Origin of the sequence: Bradyrhizobium sp., assembly GCF_016462955.1 — a bacterium.
In the GTDB taxonomy this organism is placed as follows: Bacteria; Pseudomonadota; Alphaproteobacteria; order Rhizobiales; family Xanthobacteraceae; genus Bradyrhizobium.
The window spans coordinates 893-1561 of sequence record NZ_JAEMSD010000884.1 but is presented as its reverse complement, the minus strand read 5'-3'; the positions used below and the strand labels follow the sequence as shown (position 1 = coordinate 1561).

The 669-nt window shown below is 69.5% G+C and carries 1 protein-coding gene; it reads left to right on the top strand.

The features are described from left to right. On the top strand, positions 1 to 669 hold a 669-nt coding region (locus JHD07_RS39530; RefSeq protein ID WP_291632051.1), incomplete at both ends, for a methyl-accepting chemotaxis protein.

Sequence of the window (669 nt, the reverse complement as noted above, 5' to 3'; positions counted from 1 at the left end):
CCAATGTCGACCGGCTGCGCGAGTCGTCGGCGGCCATCGGCAATGTCGTCAACCTGATCGCGCAGATCGCGCGGCAGACCACGCTGCTCGCGCTCAACTCGACCATCGAGGCCGCGCGCGCCGGCGCTGCAGGAAGGGGCTTTGCGGTCGTCGCCACCGAGGTCAAGGCGCTCGCGGTGCAGACCCAGAGCGCGACCGAAGAGATCACGAAGAAGATCGACGCGCTGCAGCGCGACGCCGCCGGCTCCGCCGACGCCGTGCATCGCATTTCGCAGGCGATCGAGGCGATCCGCCCGGTGTTCGACACCGTCAACGGCGCGGTCGCCGAGCAGAACGCCACGACCAGCGAAGTCTCCGGCAATGCCGCCAGCGCTTCGGAGTTCATCGTCTCGGTCGGCGAGAGCGCGGCCGAGATCGACGCTGCGACCAAGGCGGCCGAAACCCATGGCGAGAGTGTCGCCAATGCCGGCCGGGCCGTCACCACGTTCGCCCGGAAGCTGAAATCGCGTTGCGCGGTGCTGCTGCGCCAGAGCGAGCACGACGACCGCCGCAAGACCGAGCGGCTGCCCTGCCACCTCAAGTTCGAGACCGCGCGCGGCGTGATGCCGGTCTACGAGATCGCGATGGACGGCGTGCTGATCGGCGGCGCGGATGCCAGCCGGCTTGCAC